The 22,817-nt window shown below is 42.0% G+C and carries 18 protein-coding genes; 5 read left to right on the forward strand and 13 right to left on the reverse strand.

The window, feature by feature from the left end; all coding sequences use genetic code 11:
* Positions 1-6 precede the first annotated feature (6 nt).
* The 4 genes from GVT53_RS13015 to GVT53_RS13030 form a co-directional block, all read right to left on the reverse strand.
* Positions 7-1,542: a SusD/RagB family nutrient-binding outer membrane lipoprotein gene (locus tag GVT53_RS13015; protein WP_166248961.1), complete on the reverse strand. Its 1,536-nt coding sequence runs from the start codon at positions 1,540-1,542 to the stop codon at positions 7-9.
* A gap of 10 nt (positions 1,543-1,552) precedes the next feature.
* Positions 1,553-4,915, reverse strand: coding sequence for a SusC/RagA family TonB-linked outer membrane protein (locus tag GVT53_RS13020; protein ID WP_205791692.1), 3,363 nt, complete (start codon positions 4,913-4,915; stop codon positions 1,553-1,555).
* Between the two features lie 271 nt (positions 4,916-5,186).
* Positions 5,187-6,350, reverse strand: coding sequence for a FecR family protein (locus GVT53_RS13025; protein ID WP_166248963.1), 1,164 nt, complete (start codon positions 6,348-6,350; stop codon positions 5,187-5,189).
* A 124-nt stretch (positions 6,351-6,474) separates the two neighbouring features.
* Positions 6,475-6,963 carry an RNA polymerase sigma factor gene (locus GVT53_RS13030; RefSeq protein ID WP_166248964.1) on the reverse strand — a complete coding sequence of 163 codons (489 nt, stop codon included), beginning with the start codon at positions 6,961-6,963 and terminating at the stop codon, positions 6,475-6,477.
* A 260-nt stretch (positions 6,964-7,223) separates the two neighbouring features.
* Here GVT53_RS13030 and GVT53_RS13035 point away from each other — a divergent pair, with 260 nt between their 5' ends.
* The 4 genes from GVT53_RS13035 (at position 7,224) to GVT53_RS21270 (ending at position 10,568) form a co-directional block, all read left to right on the forward strand.
* A complete protein-coding gene (locus tag GVT53_RS13035; RefSeq protein ID WP_166248965.1) occupies positions 7,224-8,417 on the forward strand; it encodes a fumarylacetoacetate hydrolase family protein in 1,194 nt (397 codons plus the stop codon).
* Entirely contained in the window at positions 8,417-8,557 is a 141-nt protein-coding gene (locus tag GVT53_RS13040) for a hypothetical protein (RefSeq protein WP_166248966.1), read from the forward strand. Before GVT53_RS13035 ends, GVT53_RS13040 begins: the two co-directional genes overlap by 1 nt.
* A 43-nt stretch (positions 8,558-8,600) precedes the next feature.
* Positions 8,601-10,184 carry an aldehyde dehydrogenase (NADP(+)) gene (locus tag GVT53_RS13045; protein WP_166248967.1) on the forward strand — a complete coding sequence of 528 codons (1,584 nt, stop codon included), beginning with the start codon at positions 8,601-8,603 and terminating at the stop codon, positions 10,182-10,184.
* Positions 10,185-10,439: 255 nt separating this feature from the next.
* Complete coding sequence (locus GVT53_RS21270) at positions 10,440-10,568, forward strand: helix-turn-helix domain-containing protein (RefSeq protein WP_166248968.1); 129 nt, start codon at positions 10,440-10,442, stop codon at positions 10,566-10,568.
* A gap of 48 nt (positions 10,569-10,616) precedes the next feature.
* Here the strand turns inward: GVT53_RS21270 and GVT53_RS13055 are convergent, their stop codons facing one another.
* From GVT53_RS13055 to GVT53_RS13080, 6 genes are all read right to left on the reverse strand, one after another.
* On the reverse strand, positions 10,617-10,895 hold the full coding sequence (locus tag GVT53_RS13055; RefSeq protein WP_166248969.1) for a hypothetical protein: 279 nt from the start codon (positions 10,893-10,895) through the stop codon (positions 10,617-10,619).
* 211 nt (positions 10,896-11,106) lie between these two features.
* Entirely contained in the window at positions 11,107-12,135 is a 1,029-nt protein-coding gene (locus tag GVT53_RS13060) for an alpha/beta hydrolase (protein WP_166248970.1), read from the reverse strand.
* Between the two features lie 9 nt (positions 12,136-12,144).
* The gene (locus GVT53_RS13065; RefSeq protein ID WP_166248971.1) at positions 12,145-12,456 is read right to left on the reverse strand and encodes an AtuA-related protein; all 312 of its coding nucleotides are present in this window, start codon (positions 12,454-12,456) and stop codon (positions 12,145-12,147) included.
* A 3-nt stretch (positions 12,457-12,459) separates the two neighbouring features.
* Positions 12,460-13,803 carry an acyclic terpene utilization AtuA family protein gene (locus tag GVT53_RS13070; protein ID WP_166248972.1) on the reverse strand — a complete coding sequence of 448 codons (1,344 nt, stop codon included), beginning with the start codon at positions 13,801-13,803 and terminating at the stop codon, positions 12,460-12,462.
* 5 nt (positions 13,804-13,808) lie between these two features.
* Complete coding sequence (locus GVT53_RS13075; protein WP_166248973.1) at positions 13,809-15,110, reverse strand: CitMHS family transporter; 1,302 nt, start codon at positions 15,108-15,110, stop codon at positions 13,809-13,811.
* Complete coding sequence (locus tag GVT53_RS13080) at positions 15,107-16,735, reverse strand: carboxylesterase/lipase family protein (RefSeq protein WP_166248974.1); 1,629 nt, start codon at positions 16,733-16,735, stop codon at positions 15,107-15,109. The genes GVT53_RS13075 and GVT53_RS13080 overlap by 4 nt, the downstream gene beginning before the upstream one ends.
* 91 nt (positions 16,736-16,826) lie before the next feature.
* On the opposite strand from GVT53_RS13080, the gene GVT53_RS13085 reads away from it, so the two are divergent.
* A complete protein-coding gene (locus GVT53_RS13085) occupies positions 16,827-17,558 on the forward strand; it encodes an NUDIX hydrolase (protein WP_166248975.1) in 732 nt (243 codons plus the stop codon).
* Between the two features lie 815 nt (positions 17,559-18,373).
* Here GVT53_RS13085 and GVT53_RS13090 read toward each other — a convergent pair.
* The 3 genes from GVT53_RS13090 to GVT53_RS13100 are packed head-to-tail and all read right to left on the reverse strand — an operon-like array spanning position 18,374 to position 22,788.
* The gene (locus GVT53_RS13090; protein WP_166248976.1) at positions 18,374-20,725 is read right to left on the reverse strand and encodes a GH92 family glycosyl hydrolase; all 2,352 of its coding nucleotides are present in this window, start codon (positions 20,723-20,725) and stop codon (positions 18,374-18,376) included.
* A complete protein-coding gene (locus tag GVT53_RS13095) occupies positions 20,726-21,877 on the reverse strand; it encodes an MFS transporter (RefSeq protein WP_166248977.1) in 1,152 nt (383 codons plus the stop codon). It lies immediately after the preceding gene.
* Entirely contained in the window at positions 21,877-22,788 is a 912-nt protein-coding gene (locus GVT53_RS13100) for an ROK family protein (protein WP_166248978.1), read from the reverse strand. The genes GVT53_RS13095 and GVT53_RS13100 overlap by 1 nt, the downstream gene beginning before the upstream one ends.
* Positions 22,789-22,817 lie beyond the last annotated feature (29 nt).

The following is a 22,817-nucleotide window of genomic DNA, read 5'->3' on the forward strand; positions in this document are numbered from 1 at the left end:
TTCTAATTAATCCACATCCCACCAAACCTTGGTATCCAAGTTATCGGGTCCCATTCTGGAAACCGCTTCTTGAAGGTTTGCCTGATTTACAGCTATCTCGGCAGGAGGATAAGTCAACCTATTTATGAAATCTCCTGTGATATCCTGGGCAGGATATGGGTTGGGCGTCAAATCCGGATACCCGGACCTTCTAAAATTGGCGAACAACTCCGGTCCGTTCAAAAAGGAAGCCACCCAGTATTGTGTATTGATCTCCTCAACGGCATTGGCCAGGTTCAAGGGGTTGGCAGCTATATAAGAATCAATATCAGTTCCAGCAATGGCCACACTTTCACCATAGGCCGCTACCTGCTCCATATGTCCGCGTATCCCATTTTCGTAATACTCGGACGGGTCGCCCGCTACCCATCCATTGACGGCGGCTTCTGCCAATAACAATTGGGTCTGTGCATAGGTGCAGAGAAACATTGGCGACGACTGGGCACCGTAGGTAAACCGATCCACTTGTGAAAAGTCATAGAAACTGGCAAGTCCTTCACTGGTCGCAACAGTGCCAATGGTACTGTTGTCATACCCCATGGGCATCCCTATTTGATCATCAGCATCCTTGGAGGCAATTGCCTCGACTTGGTCCGGTCCCGATGCAGCACCCACATATCTGATTGCCAACGAAGCCAATCTTGGATCATCGTTATTATATAAGTAATCCACGAATACATCCGTTAAATAGAAGTTGTTGGCTTCCGTTCCATTAAAGGTAAAACTGTATGGATTGGTGAAATTGTTATCGTGCCTGACCACAAAGTTATCATCATTGGACTCCATAACCCCTCCGTTAAAGCCACTTTGAACGGTCTGTTGTGCCAAGGTGGGATCTACATTTGAAAGTCGCATACCCATCCTGACCAAGAGGGAATTGGCCAATTTTCTCCACTGGTCCAAATCTCCTGCATACATGGCTTCTCCACTTTCGGCAGGAGCTGAATCGCTCAACGCGTCCCTTGCCTCTGTCAATTCATTGATCAAATCCGGATAAATCTGTTCCTGGGGATCATAACTTGGCAGTACCACCTGCTCGGACAAGCCCTTACCTGCTTCAAAATAGGGGATTTCCCCGTATTCATCAGTCAATACCATGAAAGCATAGGCTTCCAAGATACGGGCCATCTGCAATAAATTGGAACGGTCCGATTCTTCAGTATTAAGCTGAAGAATAACGTCACTGGTATGTTTTATGACATTTTGATAATATGCATCCCACTGGTTACCGGTATTGTTACGGTTATCCTGATTATAGTTGGCTCCGGCCACAAATCCCGAATTGGGTGTAACAATTTGCTGTACAATCGCTTCATCGTAGTAGATATTGGTACCACTTGGGAAGGAAAGTCCAACGATTGCATTGTTCAACAAGAACACTGGGTCTATACTTTCACTTGTTGGATCTACAGTGTTGGTATTGAGTTCATCAAAATTTTCTTCGCATCCCAATAGACCTATGAGGATTACAAAGATTATGATTCTATTCCCTATATTTTTCATGATGTCTTATTTAGAATTTGACGTTTAGGTTAAATCCGATACTTCTCGTGGTCGGTACACCTGTGGATTCCAGTCCAGAAACGTTGTCCGAACTATACGCAAAGGAGTCGGGATCAATATTGGGGACCCATTTTTTAAGTATCGCCACATTGTTTGCGACCAAGCTCAGGGTAACCCCTTGTACAAAGGAGTCCTCTGGAATGAGCTTTTGGAAATCATACCCTACGGTGATCTGCCTCAATTTCCAGAATCCAGAATTGTACACAATGGGCTCTATCAATTGCTGTGAGCGCACAACTTCCCAATAAGTTTGGGATTCTGTTGCAACAGTATTGGGTTCTCCCGCTTGGTTTACACCATCTCCGATAACCCCGGTATCCCTACCAGGAAGGGTCATTTTATGGAGACCATGTCTAACGGCATTGAAGTTGGTACCGGAAATCATCTTACCGCCCAATTTGAAATCAATCAAAAAGGAGAAGTTGAAATCCTTGTAACGTACGGTATTTGTAATACCACCAACCCATCTGGGCAATGCACTACCAAAAAATTTGATGTCGTCCGACCTTAAAGGTCTTCCATCATTTGCAAATATTTGTCTTCCTTGGTCATCGAACTTATAACCAAAACCGGCCAATTGACCGATTTCCTTGCCTACCACTTGGTAGAGATAACCGTTAAATACGTGGTTCCCCACCAAAATACTCTCTCCCTCCTCATCACTAAGCAGGCTGATTACTTTGGTTTTATTGTAGGATGCATTGAAATTAAAATCCCATCTTAGGTCATCATTACGAATTGGTGTCAAATTCAATAACATTTCAATACCGTCACTCCTACTTTCACCACTGTTGATCAACTGGCTTATAAATCCTGAAGAATTGGAAATCTGAGCGGGTATGATCTGATCTATTGTGGTCTTACGGTATACAGCCACATCCAATCCGACCCGGTTATCGAACATTCTTAGATCGACACCTAGTTCTGTTTCTTTCACCCTCATTGGGCGGAGATTGGGATTGGGCAGTATGGATGTATTGGCTCCGGCAACCGGCTTGGGTGATCCATCCGGTCCTGGGAAGAAGTTGGCGTTGATATCATAGAATAGTGCGTCAGAATAAGGATTTACGTCCGTATCGCTGCCCACTTCGGCATAGGCGGCCCTGAACTTACCAAGCGTCAACCATTCTGCACTATCACCCAACAGATTGGAGAATAGTACACTACCTGAAACGGAAGGATAAAGAATACTTCGATTTGCCTCAGAGAGTGTTGAAAACCAATCGTTACGGGCAGTACCACTTAAAAAATAAGTATCTTGATAAGATAGGTCAACTGCTCCGTACAAGGAGTTGATACCTCTCTCGGACAATGAATAGGTCGGGTCCTTCACCCTACCGTTTTGTACAGTATACAGGTCACGGATCACAAAATCAGTCACATCAACCCTATTTAAATCTTGTCTTCTTCTCATCTGGTTGCCTCCCAAATTGTATGAGACCCCAAAATCTTCACTTACATCAACATTTCCTGAAAGCAGGAAGTCGACGTTGGTTTCACGGTAACTTCTTGCGGTTTGGGTAAAGGTTCCATTAAAGAAAGGGGCTGGTGCCGCAGGTCTGGAAGCTTGTCCGGTGGGATACCCATTAAATTGTTGGGAACGCGACCAATAGTCCTGCCCTACCCGTATCTGCCCTGTAAGCCATGAAAGAATTTTATAGCGTGCGGCAACGTTACCGAATATTCTATCTCTCCGTATTTCGTTGAACTGTTCGGAAAGCGTAAAATATGGATTGGTACGGTTTCTGAACCTGCTGTATACAAATTCGTTCCCATTCTCATCAAGCTTTTTCTCCTCCAATAAATCAAAAGGCATGGAATTGGCCATATTATAAAGGGCCACCGGGATAGTATTGTCCTGTTGGCCTACGTTGGGCGGGTTTATGTTTTTCTCGTAGGAATAGTTGACATGGGCCTCAACGCTAAGCTTGTCGGACAGGTCATAATTTGCCCCAAAGTTTACCGTCTTCCTGTTGAACTCGTTATTGGGGGTGATGCCTTTACTCCCTAGATTGGAAAGTGAAAGGTTGAACCCTCCTTTTTCTGATCCACTTGAAATGGATACGGAATTGGTGATGTCCAGACCACTTCTATAAAACTTTTTGATTCTGTCGTAAACCGGAACATAAGGAACTTCCACACCATCAAAAAGAACCTGTGTCATTCCCGGTTGAAAACGTTCCCCGAAGGACCATTGTCCGGATGTGGGATTGGCCGATGTAGGCCTCACTCCGTTCTCTCCTTGCCCATACTCATACTGATAGTCTGTAAAATCCAAAGGGGTATGGTCGGTTATATTAAGGTTATAGGTAACCCCTATTCCTTGTTGACGCCCACGTGACTTCGTGGTGATCATGATAACACCATCCTTTGCCCTAGATCCATAAAGCGCTGCACCAGTGGCCCCCTTTAAGATGGTCATGCTTTCTATATCGTCTGGATTGATACTGGAAAAACCATCACCACCATCAGAATAGACCCCATCACTATTGGTGCCCACTTCTGTACTGGTACTTCCCGGGCTTGTACCGAAGGAAGTATTGTCTATTGGCACACCATTTACCACTATTAGGGGATTATTGGTACCGGAAATTGAGGATTGACCTCTGATCCTAACTTTTGATGATCCACCTGGTCCTGAACTCAATGAGGATATATTCACACCTGCTACCTTGCCCTGAAGGGTGTTCATAAAGTTGGAAGACCTGTTCACATTGACCTCTTCAGCATCAACCTGAGCAATGGAATATCCCAATTTCTTGGTTTCTTGCTTGATTCCCAAAGCAGTTACCACGACCTCGTTCAAGTTCTGGGTATCTTCTTGCAATACTATATCAAGGGTAGTGGATCCACCAACCGGGACTTCTTTTCTTGTAAACCCGATGGAACTGACTATCAAAACGGCATTGGTATTCTGAACAGTTATCTGATAAACCCCGTCAAAGTTGGCGGCAACACCATTGGTCGTGCCCTTTTCTATCACAGATGCCCCTGGTATGGGTACACCATTGGAGTCCGTAATTACACCTGAAAGTGTGGTTTGGAAGTCATCATCAGGAGATGGGGAAAGACTTGATTCTGCCGGAGCTACATCGATTGCGTTTCTAGTCTTTAAAATAATTTGTTGTTTGTTAAAAAGATAAGAAACATTAGTTCCCTGGAAAAGTTGGTCCAGTATTTCAGTGATCAATTTTTGGTCTACATTGATAGAGACCTTTCTGTGAGCATTTACTTTTTTGTTGTCATAAAAGAACTTGAATTCTGAAACAGATTCAATCTGTTCGAACACTTGCATGATTTCTACATTTTTCATGTCCAAACTGAGTTTGGTATTTTGGGAGTAGGAATTTGCATGTGTCGAAAAAAAGGAAACTATCAAGAAAAGTGCAGTTAGTTTCACCGTCAGCGACAAGTTGTTTGTTAAACAAGGCAGAGTGCTCTTGATGTAATTTTTCATACCTTTGTAATGTTTTTAGTTAACTTATTTTTTTGAGTTAATAATCTCAAATCGGGAAGGTGTTGCAGCATCTCCCGATTTTTTTTTGTGCATTTATTTCATAGGCGTATAACTGGTTTTTGGTTATTTATTCTAAGATGATTATCTGGTTGTTTTCTATCACGTAATCAAAACTTGTTTCGGATGTGAAAGTGCTGAGCACTTCCTCGATAGTTTCCACATCAAAAGTGGCAGTGAACACCCTATCTTCCATTTTTTTATTCCTGTTCTCTATGATTACCCCATAGTGCCTTTCAAGTTTTTTCTCTATATCCTTAAACTTCATTCCTTTAAGTACAAGTTTGCCTTGCATCCAACTGGTGTGTAATTCGGTATCAACTTTTTCTACGCTTATTTTTTTATCCGTGGGCTGCCATGAAGCCATCTCCCCAGGGACAAGCAATGTGGAATCGTCCTCGTTGTAATCCGTTCCCGATTCATAGACCCTGACAGATCCTTCAACCAATACCGTTTTTTCATCTATATCCCCAGGATAGGAGGAAACATTGAACTGGGTTCCCAAAACACGTATATCCAATGATTGCGAAGTGACAATAAATGGGCTATTCTCATTTTTCTCAACATGAAAGAATGCTTCACCGATCAAGGTGACTTTTCTGTTTTGTCCTTTGATAAATTTAACCGGATACATTAAGGTCGAACCTGCATTAAGATGTACGGTAGTCCCATCTGATAATACGATTTTGAATGTTTTTCCATTTGGAATATGTAGCGTATTGTATACCAACTCGCCATCATCTTCATCAAAATTATTCTGGGAATAGTCGACCATACCATCAGCTTTATTGCCCAATAAATCGCCATCTTTTGTTACAATTGCAGTAGAACCTGATTGAGAGAGGATTCGGGTTTCTCCATTCCCCAGTTCCAACGTAATAGCTGTTGGGTCATGCTCCACCTCTACCAATTCCTCCATATAAAATGACTTATAAAGAAGAGATAACACGACCACACCAGCGAAAACTGCCGCATAACCCATAAAACTTGAATAAGAAATCGTTAAACGCTTGTTGGATTTATTTGTATGAAGTGCATGTTGAATTTTTTCCCAAGCCTCTTGTGAATCAAGATGATGTATATTTTGCAGTTCTTTGGATTTATCCTGCAAATTTGTGAGCCTTTGAAAGGTCAAAATATTTTCATCATCTTCAGACAACCATTTTTCAAATAGAATTTCTTCTTCTTCGCTTATGGGCCCTTTTAATTTTTTAAGGATAATTTCTACGATCAATTTGGTCTTTGTTTATAGCGATGATGACATATCATCTACTTATAAGACCTAAAAAACTGAAAAGAGGGTAGTGAAAATATTATATTTTTATATAATTTTTTATAAATATGACATTTTAAGATGTCTAAAAATGGATATTTCTCAAATTTAAGCGAAGCATCTTAAAAGACTTTTTCAAATGATACTTTACGGTATTGACAGTTACCCCCATAATTTCTGCCGCTCCTTTATATTTGATTCCTTCTATAACACAAAGCTCAAATACCTTTCTATTTTGTACCGGCAAGGATTCCAACTCTTTAAAAATTGTTTCAGAAATCTCTGATTGGATCCACTCATTCTCATAGGAAGGTACATAAGTAGTGGAATGGGACATATCGAAAGTTCGTTGAGAATTTTTAATTTTTTTTAAACTTTCATTTCGTACAGCAGTATTGATGTAGGGCTTAAAATTCTCAATAGTTGTATGCTCATTTTTCTGTAATAGCTTGGTGAAAACTGTTTGTACCACATCTTTTGCATCATCCAAATCTTGCACATAACTATAAGATAACAAACACCATTCTTGGTAATGCTCAAGAAACATTTCTTCCAAATTTTTAGTGTTTATCATTTCTGTAATTATTATGAACTTGGTTAATAAAGCTTAATGATTATGGTAGAAAAAAGAAATTTGAATACATTATAATTAATTGTATATTTTACACTTTAAACAATAGCAATTTATCAAATTGTTGTTATTTGTGCAAAAAAAATATGATAATTACAAATAAAAAACATCGTATTGCCATTTTCGCACTCAAGTAATATTGCAGTCGCTCAAACTGAAGAGACAAAACTTATAACTGGGTGTTATTAAAATCAAAATTTTCCATGAAAGACCTGTTGATGAACCGTAGCATTACAAATGAAGGCATTTGGATAGGAAGATGCCACGTACCACCTGAAAGAGCCTATAACAATATCGAAGGGCCCCATGTAATTTGGGTACATAAAGAATGGGTATATGATCTATCTCATTATTTCAAATCTACCGGAGAGCTCATCAATTCAATCAACTACAAAGAAATATTGAATGTAAAAGATCCAAACATTACAAAAGTGGGAGCTTTTGAAGAAATTTTGGAAAATTCATTCTATCATCAAAAAAATGATGCCAAGCCATTTTTACTCTCTCCTAACGACACCCAGGCCGTAAAGGCCTGCGGGGTTACTTTTATAAAAAGTTTATTGGAAAGAGTAATTGAGGAGAGAGCAAAAGGAGAACCTCAATTGGCCATACAACTAAGGGACGAGATTACCGCTGTCATCGGGGAGAGTCTTAACAATATAGTACCCGGCTCCAAACAGGCAATTAGTTTAAAAGATGAATTAAAAAAAAGGGGGATCTGGTCCCAGTACCTGGAAGTTGGTATTGGCCCCAATGCAGAAGTATTCACTAAAAGCCAACCTTTTTCGTCGGTTGGGTTTGGTGCCGAGGTAGGCGTGCTCAGCGATTCCAAATGGAATAATCCAGAACCTGAAATAGTTTTGGTGGTCACCAATTCCGGCAAAATAGTGGGAGCAACTTTGGGCAATGATGTGAATTTACGGGACTATGAAGGCAGAAGTGCTTTATTATTGGGAGAAGCAAAAGACCAAAACGGATCTTGTGCCGTTGGCCCCCTGTTCAGATTGTTTGATGACTCTTTTTCATTGGAGGATGTAAAAAGTGCCAAGGTATCCTTAACTATTACCGGGAGTGATGGTTTTGAACTAAAAGATGCTAGTGATATGGGAGAAATAAGCAGGTCGCCCGAAGAATTGGTAAAGCAAGTAATCAATGAGAACCATCAGTATCCCGATGGATTCGTTCTTTTTTGTGGAACCATGTTCGCCCCAACTTTGGATAGAAATGAAAAAGATATGGGATTCACCCATAAACCACAGGACAGAGTGATTATTGAATCACCTAAACTGGGGACACTAGTGAATTGGGTCAACTCGGCAGATAAGATTCCTAATTGGAATTTCGGAATCAATGCTTTTGTTGACTACTCCTTAAAACGGTTACAAAAAAAGAACTAATGGTACGTATGTTGAAATACCATCAGAGCCAAGGATACAGACCTTTCCGATGTACGGATTTGGGCCACGACAAAAACCGCTTGTCCAAAACCTCTTTTGAAATCAAAGAAGCTTCGGGCGAATCATTTTCATGGCTTTGACCTATAAAACCCTTTACTAATTAATAAGATAAAAAATAAAAAAATGATATCAGGTAAAAACTATATCGGTTCAAAAGTATCGGCAAATGGCGAGAGAACATTCAAAACCTTTAATCCAAAAAGCAACCAAACTACGGCTTGGACCTTCTATGAAGCTTCCTCGGCGGAAATTGACGAAGCAGTTGACTTGGCAGCGCATGCATTTCAGGAATACAAACAATTTTCCGGTGTCAAGAAAGCAGGTTTTCTAAGGGCCGTGGCCGAAGAAATTGGAAATTTGGGCGACGAGTTAATTGAGACCTATATGCAGGAATCTGGACTTCCCGAAGGTCGTGCCTTGGGAGAACGGGGCCGCACTATGGGACAGCTCAATGCATTTGCCACATTGTTGGAAGAGGGTTCCTGGACCGATGCGACCATAGATACCGCACTTCCCGAACGTGAACCTATACCCAAAGAAGACATACGAAAGATGTTGATACCAATCGGCCCCATAGTAGTCTTTGGATCCAGTAATTTTCCTTTCGCCTTCTCTACTGCCGGTGGTGATACGGCAAGTGCCCTGGCAGCGGGGTGTCCTGTCATTGTAAAGAGCCATCCCATGCATGCGGGAACCGGCGAACTTGTTGCGTCGGCCATTATAAAGGCCGCAGAAAGAACAGGAATGCCTGATGGAGTTTTTTCAAACTTGAACAGCAGTGGAATCGAAGTCGGAGAAAGATTGGTTACCCACCCAAAAGTAAAGGGGGTAGGTTTTACCGGAAGTATCCGTGGAGGAACGGCACTTTATAATTTGGGTACACAACGGGAGGAACCCATACCTGTTTTCGCAGAAATGGGGAGTGTGAATCCAGTTATTGTGCTTCCCTCTGCCTTGGAACACAAAAAGAATCATTGGGCCTCCCAATATGCCAACTCTATTACTTTGGGGTCTGGCCAATTTTGTACCAATCCCGGCTTGTTGATCGGACTCAAAGGAAAGGCTTTGGACAATTTTGTTTCCACATTGGGCGAACAACTGACGCTTTTGGATCCATCGAGCATGTTGCATCCGAACATACATAAAAACTATGAAAAGGGACGAAAGGAAATCTCCGGTCATGAAAAAGTATCCGTTGTGGCGGAGTATGGGAAAGAATTGCCTCCAAATTATGGCAGGCAGCAATTACTTACCGTAAGCGGAAAGGATTTTTTGGAGAACCCTGTAATGCACCAAGAGGTTTTTGGACCGTTGTCCCTTGTTGTCCAATGTGCCGATGAGGATGAGCTTACCAATATCCTTCATCATTTGGAAGGTCAACTTACCGGAACAATATTGGGTGATGAATCAGAGATAAAAACATATGAAAAGGTAGTAGATGCCCTAAAAAGTAAAGTGGGGCGAATTATTTTCAACAGTGTTCCCACTGGTGTCGAGGTCTGTCCGTCCATGTTTCATGGTGGCCCTTTTCCGGCGACAACGGACAGTAGGTTCACTTCGGTGGGGTCCTCGGCCATAATTCGATGGGTTCGCCCCGTCTCTTTCCAAAATTGGCCACAATCCATGCTACCAGCCGAACTACAAAACGAAAATCCTTTGGGTATTATGAGGAAAGTAAACGGTGTATTCACCTCAAGTGCCATCTGACAAAAAAAGGAGGCATAGCATACCTCAGAAGATTTTGAGCTCATCGAGATGAAGTGGAAGGATTAACATCTCGGGGTGGCCACCGTAAAATTAACCTTAGAACCTTGTCTACAGAGTTCACTTGTATGTATTTATATTCGTTATTATAAGGATTATGCTTGTATGAAGATACCCCAAAAATTAAGGCAGTAGGTTTAAACATTAAATTTACTGAATACGAAACGAAGAAAATTCACCGCCAAGTTCAAGACCAAAGTGGTCTTGGAAGTCTTGAGGGAGTGGCATAGCCTTGCTGAACTTGCCCAAAAGTACGAGATACACCCTACCCAGATAAGCACGTGGAAGCACGATTTCCTCGATTGGTGCGAGCAGGTGTTCGAATAGGGAAAGAAGGATGCCCGCAGCGAGACCGAAAGGGAGAAGGACAAAATTCTAATGGCCATAGGCCAGTTGAATGTCGAGAACGATTTTTAAAGGACACCTTGCGCTGAGTGGAGACGCCGGGCATGGTATACCACATTCGCCGGATAAAATCGAGCATGCTTGGAAACAAAACAATAACCTGACTTTCAAATCATTAAGGTCAATTTTTGGATGGCCTAAATTTTCCGTTTTGGTGGTCTCAACCATTCGGCTCATCCATAAAAGTATAAATGGAATGAAATTACCATTTTTAAAGGTTTGGTAATCGCCCCATATACTATCTATCATGGAAACGTTGAGTTTTATAACAACTTGTCCATTTTCATCACACGAAATGACCGATGTCACAAAAAGGTTTTACAGCAGTAAACATGTCATTTTCCTGTAGAGATATCAGCCCTAACAAAAAAAAGGAAATGTCAACTATTCCCAAGAACCGTATTTGCATTTATCCTTTAACTCGTGTACGAAGAGTGATAAACAACCCAAAATCAGAGAATTAATCAAATTGCAAATAATACTCAAAAAACGGCAGCACCTGTTGCGGAATACGCCCATCTTTTGTGTATATATTGTTCACATGTGTTCCGATGTATTCCTCTGCAAAATGTTTTATACCTAAATTCTCCAACTTAACACTGAACATCTTGCATTGCTGGGTAAATCGTTCACCAGCGTTGCGCCCCCAATCCATTTTAATGGCATTTAAACTTTTGAGGTTGTCTATGTAATTTTCAAGATTGTAGAAAGGCATATTATCGTGCCACTTTTTCAGTGTTTCTTGGTGTATCACCAATTCCTCATCTTCATATCCGAAAGGAAAATCACAATAAAAAGGCGGACTATCGGGATTGGGCGACCAAGAGCGACCAAAGGCTACCATTACCTTGCCAAAATACGTTTTTTCCAACTCCTCATAAGTGGATATTTCAGCAAGTTCTATAAATGTGCTGCTGTTGGGCCCATATTCACGTACTATGGCCAGGGCCCCTGGACTGATGGCATATACGGTATTAAAAACATCAGGGTGCTTCATGGCAATATTCAAAGCACCATAGCCCCCCATGCTGTGTCCGGTTATTCCTCGGCTTTCTTTTTTGGGTATGGTTCGATAATTCCCGTCCATATAAGATACCAAATCCTGTACGGTAAAATCCTCCCAGTTTCCAAAAACTCCCGAGTTGGCATAAAAACTACCTTCATAGGTCGTTTTTTGGTTGGGAACCACCAAAATAAATGGGCGGATACGTTTAGTGGCTATGGCAAAATCCAAAATTTCCTTCATCTGTTCCAACATGGTATGGTCTCCGTAAAACCCATGTAAAAAATAGATGACCGGATACTTTTTGGTTTCGGTCTCATAATTGGGCGGAAGATATACCCCGACTTCCCGAGTAGGGTTCTCTCCAAAATCATTGACCAAGTTCTCGGAGTAAATGGAATCGATCACAATGGTCCCTTTGGAAGTTTGTGCAAGGGTCAGTTGAAAGGCGAATATCACCAAGGTCAATTGTAAAAATGTTTTCATCAATTTGGTTTAATCGTTAGTATTTAGTGGCATTTCCAATAACATAGAGGACAATGTCTTTCCGTGTTTGTCCAATCGCAGTGAACGTGTGACCCCGCCCCTTAATGCTTTTTGCATTACAAAATTCATAGCTCCCAGTTTGGGAAGTTCATAGCGAACCACTTCACCCTTCACGGTCTCCCCGAGAAATCGTCTCACTTTTGCGGTGGTCACCTGCTTTTTAATGATGGGATAATCCTTTTCATCAAAGGCAATTACAGAGATATTTATCGTATCTCCCTTATCTCCTGTCCGCGAATGCGCTATATCTTTAAGTTTCATAGATCAACTTTTAAAGTATTCGACTTTTGGTTTTACCTGGTCTTTGTCAATCAAAATGGATTGTATGGCTATGATTTCCGTAATTGACTTGGAAACTCCTCCCCCAGCGGCAGGTCCATTGGTATAGAGCGTTTCCACTTCATTGACCAATTCTAAGGCTTCTTCCCTGTCTTTTGTTTTGGCGGCCACGCGCAACCGTATTTCTTGAGGGTTGATATCCGATACATCTTCTTTAAAAAGACTATTGACCCCAATAAGGTCGAAAAGGATATCCTCCACCAATAGATTCTTGGTTTGAAGTCGTTCCTTGATAATTTCAATGGCCAAGTTGCCCCTCTCCAATGCATAGCTCCCGCCATAACTTATTTGTGCATCGGCCATGTAACCATCATGATATCCCACCGATACTTTTAACTTTCCGGTCAATGCCTTTCCAGAAGCTCCGTAAACTTCAACCTTGTCATTTTCTATTTCCTTAAAATGGATATTGGAAAAATCGGCTACCACATTCGGGGTCAAATATGCTGATGGATCATGCACTTCGTACAATAATTGTTCTTTGCAGGTCGCCGCATTGACCATGCCTCCCGAATCCTTTAATTTGGTAATGTGGAAAGAACCATCACTGCCTATTTCCGCAATGGGAAATCCGAGGTTACCCAAATTGGGCACCTGTTTTTTTACCCCATCGGCGAAGTAGCCACCGCATACTTGGCCGGCACATTCCATTAAATGACCTAAAGCTGTTCCCTTTCCCAAGAGTGGGTAATCTTCCATTGACCATCCAAACTCATGTACGAGGGGAGCCAAAAACAAAGATGGGTCTGCCACTCTACCTGTCAAAATAATATCGGCTCCATCTTCCAATGCCATTAAAATCCCTTCCACGCCTAAATAAGCATTTGCGGAAATGATTTCATCCCCTAAAACCGATAAGGAATCGCCACTTTCCAAAAATTTATTTGCACTAAAGTCGAGCATCGATATAACATCATCACCGAAAACGGCCGCTATTTTTAAATCGGCCAGCCCAAGTTCCCGTCCAACTTCAGCTGTTTTTTTAGCGGCAGCAATAGGATTCGCGGCACCCATATTGCTTATGAGTTTCACTTTATTTGAAACGCAATGAGGCAAGCAGGCCTTCATTCGCTCTTCCAAAAAGGGGTCATATCCCAGCTCCGGGTTCTGCATTTTCTGTAATTGCGCCAGAGCAATGGTCCGCTCTGCGAGACATTCGAATATGATATAATCCAAATCACCCTCTTTTATCAGGTCCACAGCAGGTTCTATTCGGTCACCCGAATACCCTGCTCCCGACCCAATGCGAATTGTTTTTTCTGGCATCATCAATTTTATATTGGAATGGTTCCTGTCAATATAGATACAATGGTCATAACGATGGTCGTACCAAAAGCATATTTAAAAGTAAACCGCTGGTGTTCCGCCAAATCCACTTTTGCCAAGCCAATGAGCAAAAATGTGGTAGCTGTCAATGGGCTTAATGGGAACCCTGTGGTCATTTGTCCCAAAATAGCGGCCTGTCCTACACTAATGGGTTCCACACCAAACTGTCCGGCAGCTTCCGATAGCACGGGCAGAAATCCAAAATAGAAGGAATCCGGGTCAAAAACAAAGCTCAAGGGCATGCTGGTGACCGCCATGATGACCGGAATCTGTTTTCCAGCACTGGCAGGAATGACGTCCGCGGTTGCACTTGCCATTTCAGCGATCATACCCGATTCTGTCATGATACCGGTAAAGACACCCGCAGCCAATAAGATACTTGCCATCAGCAATGAGGCTTTGGCGTGGGAATCTATTCGGGAGGCTTGATCCTTAAGGTCAGGGTAGTTTACCATAAGGGCAATGATGGTACCAAGCATAAATAGCAACGCTGGCGCGACCATACCCATGATCAGAAAAACAATTACCGTAATAGTCAATATGACATTGAACCAGAACAATCGAGGTCTTCTAAGAAGTTCTTCCTCTTCTGTTATTTTTCTCGAATAACTCTTCCCTCCATCTTCCATGGAATCCAATTGAAGTCGTTTGGCTTCCTTGGAGCCCAAATACCATGCGATGACCAAAACGAACAATATCCCGAACAATTGCGGAATCATAACAGGAGTGTACAATTTCGTTATTTCGACCTGTAGTGCTGTAGCTGCACGGATGGTAGGGCCTCCCCAAGGTACCAAATTCATCGTACCCGCTCCGAGGGCAACCACACAGGCCAGCACTCTTTTATCCATTTTGAGCTCCTCAAAAAGGGGCAACATAGCTGGAATGGCAATGAGAAAGGTAACCGCCCCGGAACCATCCAAATGCACAATCATGGACAGGATAGCCGTACCTATGGTAATTTTAACCGGATTGCGTCCCACCAATTTAAGAATGGTATTGATGATGGGATCGAACATGCCTGCGTCCGTCAATACACCAAAAAACAATATGGCGAAAACGAACATGGCTACCACGGGCGCAATGTTTTTGATGCCCTCTATCGCAAAATCAGCGGTATCCAGACCGAAGCCTGCAATCAAGGAGCCAACAATGGGCACAACAATCAAAGCGGAAAGGGCACTTACCTTTTTGGAAAGGATAAGTGCCAGCAGTACCACTGTTATTGCTATGCCCGCAAAAAGTATCAATTCTTATAGACTTTGTCCAAAAAGTTATAACGCGCATCATTCCCAGCCTTGGAAGATCCACTTTTTGTATCGATGACCATTACCGGAGGATCACTTTCATTGGGTTTGGCAGCATCCCAGTTGGGAACTTCATCGCTATTGGGATTTCCAGTTTTAATGAAATTGGCAAAAAACTCCTGCATGGTTTTGGATGCTTTATAATCATCGGCGGTCCAGGCATAATCATCCACAAGATGCAAATTGCCCATGGCATATTCTATTTCTGCAGCATGTGGTGCCCCGATCGCTTTGGGCATTTGTGGTGCATTGGAATCCCGTTCCACGGTCCCGCCCGCTAATCCCGAGACCAAGTTTTGATCGCGCAAAGGCGGACGTATCTTACTGTACAGATAACGGTAAACGGGTTGGTCCGAGTTTTTACGGTGTAAATCGAACCATTTCCAAGTACTGTACGCAATAAAATTATCCGATGCCAAATTGGTCGCTGCCCATTCCACTTCCGTGGGCGTACCATGGGGATAGAGCTCCAAAACCTCCTCATATTTTTTAGGATAATTTTGCTTTACCTTTTCTACGAATGCCTCTTTGGTAATCGGGCCCTGCGTAAATGCCATACCTGGTATTTCCGCAGAATTCCAACCTACCAATAACGGTACCTGAGCTTGCTGTTTTGAAGCAAATATTTCAGGCAGTGTTTTGGGCAAAAGATAGCCATCAACGACCATGGGAAAACCAAATCTTTGTGTGGCATTGTATTTTTCATAAATTTCTCTTGTGCTCAGTTTTCGTAATGCGGCTATATTTTTTACACCGATGCTTTCAAGAAATTGTACGCCTTGTTTCTCTGCCTCTTCCAAGGAAACGGGTGCCATGGTGGGCGAAATTGCAGCTCCACTTTCCCCAATCGCTCCTGCAATAAGGTCTTTTGATAGAGGAGATGCCATTTGGACACTGACCCCTATGGAACCAGCAGATTCCCCTGCAATGGTTACTTGGTCCGGGTTTCCTCCGAAAGCGGCAATATTGTCCCGTACCCACTGAAGGGCCATGTTCTGATCTAACTGCCCATAATTTCCGGAGGCTTTATATGGAGCTTCCGCTGTCAACTCTGGATGCGCCAAATTTCCAAAAACGTTCAGACGATAGTTGGTGGTCACTACCACTATACCTTTTTTGGCCATACTCTCACCGTCGTAACGGTATTCAGAGGCATCGCCTGCCACATTGCCCCCGCCGTAAAAATAGACCAATACGGGAAGGTCCTTTTCATTATGTTTTGCCGGTGTCCATACATTAAGATATAGACAGTCCTCGCTCAACCCGTTGGACCGTGATTTCATGTCGCCGAACACCATGGCCTGTACCGGGCGTGGCCCAAATTCTTTAGTTTCCTTGATGCCGTTCCAGTCATCCAAGGGCTGTGGAGCTTTCCATCGCAGTTCGCCCACAGGAGGTTTAGCAAAGGGAATACCAAAATACTTTTGGATGCCGGAATGGGTGTCATAGAGTCCCTCGATGGTTCCGTTCTTTAGGTCGACCTGAACAGGAAAAGCATTATTGTCCTGCGCTATTACCGAAAGACCAAACCCCAATAGAACCAGAAAGTTTGTCGTTAATTTTTTCATTGTGCTTTTGAATATTTATTATTGTAACAATATGTAACAATAATACTTTGTTTTTACGACTTTTCATGCTTTATTTACCAAAAATTCTATTTTGAAAACCAGTAAGCAATCGCAAAACCTTAATAAGGAAGAGTATCTTTCCCATATCGCATTTGATTCGGTCATATTCGGTTTCAATGGAAAAGATTTAAAAATACTGGTATTGGAGTACCATAACACCGAGCTATTTGCATTGCCTGGAGGTTTTGTGCGTCGAAATGAAAGTTTGAAAGATGCGGTTACCAAAGGTGTGGTACAGCGTACGGGAATCAATAACCTTTACTTGGAGCAGTTCCATACTTTTGGAGGGCTCGATAGATTTGATTCCGAAGCCATGGAGCGAATATTGAAAATGAACGGGGTGGACCCTAAGGCCAATGAATGGCTATTGGACCGATTTATATCCATCGCCTACTATGCGCTGATCAATTTTGAAGCAGTTAATCCAGTTCCAGATGCGTTGGCAGATAGCATTGATTGGTATTCTTTGGATGAACTCCCCCCTTTAATGATGGATCATAATGAAATTGTACAAAACGCATTGGATACCCTGCGTGCAAATCTTGACAGAAAATTATTGGGTATGAACTTATTGCCCGAAAAATTCACGATGAAAGAACTGCAAAATGTCTATGAAAAAATCATGGGCGAACCGCTCAATCGCATAGCTTTCCAAAGAAAAATGTTGGCGACAAACGCCTTGATCCGTCTTGAAAAAAGGTTTACGGGAGGTGCGCACAGGGCTCCCTACCTGTATAGTTTCAAAAACACAGAACGACAATAAAGGCCCAAGACAAGCTATAGGCCCAACATTCATAACAAAAAAAGCGATACATAAATCGACTTAAGGTCGATAAAACAAAAACCAGGAAATAAATATTTCCTGGTTTTTAATTAATCATTTTTAGTTTATTATAATAAACAAATACACACATAAATGGTTAAAATGTTTAATATAGAAGTCATCACTAATCTTCTCAATGGAGATACATTTCCCTATTTATATTCCAAATACCACGACATAACTGGGAACGCTGGTCATAGTATACCACCTCAGCCAGAAAAAATCGAGCATAGATAAGGTATTGTATAATATCCGGGTTGGAAACCAAACCAATATGACAAAATTGGTCATTTCAAATAAAATACCTCCTTTGTCCTTTTTTTAAACTGTTCAAATGGACATCCATTTTGTTTAGTTTGATAAACACAATTAGCTTTTTATTGTATACCACAGTAAACAAATATGATTAATCTGGTTAGTGATTCGAAACTGCAACTCGGTTCCCTTTTCGACTTACCAATTGCTATGGCGAATCCTCAGTATTCTTTGGAGTTTTTATTCAAAAATCAGCATAATCGTGTTTGTCCAATAATTTAAACAATTGTATTTCAACGAATTAATATCAATTTAATGAAAAGTGACCTATTCGGCGAGCATAAAATTTCGGAAAGCTTGAAACCCTTTATGTATTGGGATTTTTAGAGGTAGGTTCCAGTCCTCCGGATTCACTAAAAACACATCAGAAACAAAAAAACAGGCTCCCTTAAGGAGCCTGCATTAACTAAACTACTGAATCAAATTAATTAAACTAAACTTTAATCGAACCAATCCTGATTAGGCTCAGGCCCCAATTGGTACTCTAACTTGGCACCATTTTTAAGTACCTCTAGCCCTATTTGATTGGTATGACTTTCTTTTCCGTTCACTTTTAGGGATTGTATATAATGATTTTCCGGAAGGTTATCCTTGGTCTCTATGGTAATGGTACTGCCCCAACCTGACTTGATTTCAATTTTATCGAACAATGGGCTCGTCAATTGAAATTTTGGGTCTATATCCGTCAATCCTTTTACATCAAACAATCCTATGGCAGCCATATTGTACCATGCTCCCAACTGTCCTTGGTCCTCATCCTGACCGTAACCATATCCGTGGATGGGTTCCACACCATAAAAGCCGTCACAAATCTCGCGCACCCATTTTTGGGTAAGCCAAGGTTTGTCCGTAAAATTAAAGAGGTAAGCAATGTGAAGATTGGGTTGGTTCCCTTGATTGTACAAATAGTTCAACCCAGCGAAAGCGTCAATCTGCTCACCTCCAAACTTCGTTTTTTCGGATACGGTGAAAATGGAATCCAGTCGTTTTACAAATTTTTCCTCTCCCATCTTATTTACAAGTTCCTTGGGTTGATGTGGCACATAGAAGGTATATTGCCAGGCATTTCCTTCTTGGTAGCCAATCCAAGGAGCAAAGGGGTCAAAATCATCCAAATAGTTGCCTGATGAGTCTTTTGGTCTTATGAAATCGGTCTGTTCATCGTATAGATTCTTCCAGTTTTCTGAAAGCTTCATCAATTCCTCATATTCCTTTTGTTTTCCCAATGCCTTTGCAAACTGTGCCACGGCATAGGAGCTAAAACAGTATTCAAGGGTGTGCGACACGGAAAAGCCAGAACCTTCGGGTGTGGTTTCCATTCCCGGGATATAGTCGATGTAGCCATTTTCAACGAAGCCCTTTAAATCCGTTTTACCGGCTCCTTCAATCCTATCTTTATAGCGCACCTCATTCTCATAAGCTGCCTTAAATGCCAGTTCCACATCATAATCGCGTATACCTGCCTGATAGGCGGAAGCTATCATTAAACTCACAAAATTGGTTCCCACACCGGACACAAAACGGGAATTGGCCAGCCCATCTCCCATCCAACCGGAGTTTTTATATACGGCGAGATGCGTCTGCACCAAATCGTTGTAATACTCGGGCCATGCAAGCGTCCATAATTGCGTGAGGTTCCAAAAAGCCCCCCAAATGGCATCGGTATTGTAAAAGTTGAATTCCGGATTTCCGTTTTCATCCAAAGGAATTTGGCCAATACTTCCATCATTTTCTGGAAACTGCCCGTTCACATCATTGGCCAATCCCCTGCCCAACAAGGCGTGAAACAATCCTGTATAGAATTTTGTCTTGTTTACTGTTGAAGTATCGGTAACCCGAATTTTTGATAGTTCATCCTCCCAGGTCTGGGTAGCTGTTGAAAGTGCTTCATCAAATGTCAAATTCTCTGCTTCTGCCTTAAGGTTTTCCAGAGCATTCTCGGCAGAAATATAGGAAAAGCCAGCTTTAATCTCAACAGCTTCATTTTCTTCCGTTTTGAAGCGCAGATATATTCCAGCACCTTCTCCTTTTTGCTTGAACACATCCTTAAATTGCTCATCATTGACAAATGTTCCAGCCTCTTCGGGTTTCTTGTTTATCTCGCCTGCAACAAACATTTTTACCTCGGCACCTTGCTGATACTTTTGCACATATTTGGGATAGGTTGTTACCCATCCTGCAAATGTTTGATCTTCTGGATTGTACTCAACCTCGGCATCCTTTACATCGCCACTTTCACCCAATTCGTTGCCAATATCCAGAATCACGTAGGCATTGTCGGTTTTGGGAAATGAGTATTTATGAAAGCCTACTCGCTTTGTTGCCGTAAGTTCTGCCGTTACATCGTAATCCTTGAGTTTTACTTTGTAATACCCTGGACGTGCAATTTCATCTTTCCTATCAAAACTGGAGCGGTATCCCGTTTCAGGCTTTTCCATATCTCCTGGAACCGTTTTTAAGTCTCCGGTCATTGCCGCAAACAAAAAACCTCCAATTTGAAACTCGTGCAGGTTGGCAAATCCTTCAATGGTATTGTCCCTGGAATCATAGCCCGTGGCTTCCCAACCCTGCTCGTTGCCAAGACTTCCATTGGTGGAAGGGCCCAATTTTGCCATACCGAAGGGCATGGACGCAGGCGTATAGAAGAACCATCGGCTATGGGCGGTACCAATATTGGGATCCACATAGGTTATCGGGGAACTTTCTGCAATATCCTTTACTTTTTCAGCTTTTTTGGAAGTTTCGCAGGAAACCAGCAAAATGGCACAGGCAATCAAAAATCTATAAATCATTTAACCTCTTTTTTTAATAATATAATAAGTAACAAAAACATATAGTGCTGATAACAGGAGCACTACAAAACTCCATTGGACACCAAACGATTTATTGACCAACCCCATGACCGGCGGTATGACCGCTCCTCCCACAACTGCCATGATCATGAGTCCGGAGATTTCGTTGGCACGTTCGGGCATCTTGTTTACCGTTAGGGAGAAAATCAATGGGAAAAGATTCCCAGAGCTTAAACCTATCAGAAATATCAACACTTGCGCCATTAAGGTCGATGTAGAAAAAATCAGCACAACAAGCAGTAAAATGGTCAGCAATGACGACCAGTACAGAAACTTAAGGTTATCAATTTTTGAGAATAGCAGAGCACCCAAGAAACGGGTGATCATCAGCGCCGTAAAATATACGCTGATTCCGAGTGAGGCTTGTTCAAGACTTATCCCAAATTGTGAGATTAGCAGGTTTTGAATGTTGGTGTTCATACCTACATCGAGCCCAACGATCAAAAAAATGGCGAGCACCATGGCGGCAATAAATGGATTTTTCAATAATTTGAGTGCCGAACCAAACGTGGCTCTTTCTTCCGAAGATGATTCTTCAACCGGGGTAAACATCAACCAAAGCCCAGCAATTGAAGAGGTAATCCCATACACTAGAAACACCAGTTTCCAATCGCCATACCGGGATACAGCAAAGGTCACGATCAGTGGGCCGACCAGTGAACTTATGGCCTTTATAAATTGTGACAGGCTCATAAAACTGGAAAACCTATCCTTGGCAACAACATCTTGCAACAGCGGGTTCGAGGAAACCTGAATTATGGTGTTCCCTATGCCCAATAGCACAAAACAGGCCAATAAAATGCCATATGAATAATGGATAAAAGGCAAAAACATCCCCACAGTTGTAAAGAGAATACCAAAAAGCAGCACTTTACGCTTTCCTAGATTGTGCTGTAGTACCCCTACAGGTATTGACAGGAAAAAAAACCAGACAAAGACCATGGAAGGGATAAGCTGCGCCATTTCCGGCGATAGGCCAAAATCACGTCTGGCAAAGCCAGTGGATACCCCTACAATGTCCACAAACCCCATGACGATGTAACACAACAACACGGGAAGGACTACCTTAAAATTCATTTTTTCACGCTTCATTACATCAATTTTAAGGTTTCTTCAATTTCTGCATAATAATCTTCATCCAGCAAGAGGGCGCTTCCTATAATGGCTGCTTCTTCCCCAAATTCGGACACATAAATCTCATCAACTCCCCTCAAAGCTTCCTTGAGTGCGGGGCCAAAGAATTCAAATGCCTTGGAAATGTTACCCCCAAAAACCAAAACCTCAGCTTCAAACTCCTCAATGTAAGGGTTGATAAAGTCAGCAAGACGGACTCCAAAATCGTGGAAAACTTTACGGGCATTGGAATCCACATCCACCAATTCACAGAGTTCCTTTACATTTTTAAGTCGCTTGCCCGACTTTTTTTCAAAAGCATTGATGATTCCACGCGTAGAGAAAATATCATCTGCGAACACGTTTTGGTAATATTGATTATAGAGAAAGCCTCCTTCCGGAACCTGTTTGTCCTTTATGATGGGTTTTCCCTGTAAAAGGAAACTCGAACCCAAACCGGTGCCCAAGGTTATGGCAATGGCCTTTTTATATTTTGATGCTTTGCCTATCAATGCCTCGGCAACAGAAAAAGCTGTTGCATCGTTGATGAACCGAATCTGTGAAGGTCGGAATTTAAGCCTTTCGGCCAATTCCAAACGGAGATTGACATCGTATAAAGATTGAAGTTTTTCAACATCGGTGATCTTGCTTATCCCATTGTAGTAATCAAATGGACCGGGCATTGCCACACCTATACCGTTTATTGATTTTCCCAAAATTTTTATGGTCGCTTCCAATGCTTCGACCCAAGCTGTCAATATTTCCTCTTTTGTGCCGTACGGATTTATCTTCTTGTAAGAAAATGTTTCCCTACACAAGGTTTTGTCCCCATGGCTATATGCACAAGACGAAATATGGCTTCCTCCTATATCAACTCCTATACTGAACATTTGATTTTTTAAAACAGTTTTTCCAATCA

The organism is Flagellimonas oceani (assembly GCF_011068285.1).
GTDB classification, from domain to species: Bacteria; Bacteroidota; Bacteroidia; order Flavobacteriales; family Flavobacteriaceae; genus Flagellimonas; species Flagellimonas oceani.